General features: G+C 46.1%; 3 tRNA genes. All 3 read right to left on the bottom strand.

Annotation, left to right across the window (positions count from 1 at the left end):
- Nucleotides 1–63 precede the first annotated feature (63 nt).
- Nucleotides 64–139 (bottom strand) — tRNA-Glu (locus tag L5M51_RS22765).
- Between the two features lie 131 nt (nucleotides 140–270).
- Nucleotides 271–346: transfer RNA gene (locus tag L5M51_RS22760), tRNA-Glu, on the bottom strand.
- Nucleotides 347–477: 131 nt separating this feature from the next.
- Nucleotides 478–553: transfer RNA gene (locus tag L5M51_RS22755), tRNA-Glu, on the bottom strand.
- Nucleotides 554–642 lie beyond the last annotated feature (89 nt).

Here is a 642-nt window from a genome sequence, read left to right as displayed (position 1 = left end):
GCCTTGTTCTTACCAAACAACTCGTTAGTTATTTGCTAGGAACCACTCTCTATAAAATATAGATGGTATCCCCTAGGGGATTCGAACCCCTGTTACCGCCGTGAAAGGGCGGTGTCCTAGGCCTCTAGACGAAGGGGACCCGGACTTATGTTTTAACTCGTAACCGAGCTTTGTAACACATTCACTTCAGTAGGCTAGGAAGCAAATGCCTTGTTCTTACCAAACAACACGTTAGTTATTTGCTAGGAACCACTCTCTATAAAATATAGATGGTATCCCCTAGGGGATTCGAACCCCTGTTACCGCCGTGAAAGGGCGGTGTCCTAGGCCTCTAGACGAAGGGGACCCGGACTTATGATTTAACTCGTAACCGAGTTTTGTAACACATTCACTTCAGTAGGCTAGGAAGCAAATGCCTTGTTCTTACCAAACAACTCGTTAGTTATTTGCTAGGAACCACTCTCTATAAAATATAGATGGTATCCCCTAGGGGATTCGAACCCCTGTTACCGCCGTGAAAGGGCGGTGTCCTAGGCCTCTAGACGAAGGGGACCCGGACTTATGTTTTAACTCGTAACCGAGCTTTGTAACACATTCACTTCAGTAGGCTAGGAAGCAAATGCCTTGTTCTTACCAAACAAC

The organism is Shewanella sp. SM73, assembly GCF_025653795.1.
Taxonomy (GTDB): Bacteria; Pseudomonadota; Gammaproteobacteria; order Enterobacterales; family Shewanellaceae; genus Shewanella; species Shewanella oncorhynchi.
Note: the sequence above shows the minus strand (reverse complement) of the source record. Positions and strands in the feature narration are given on the sequence as shown.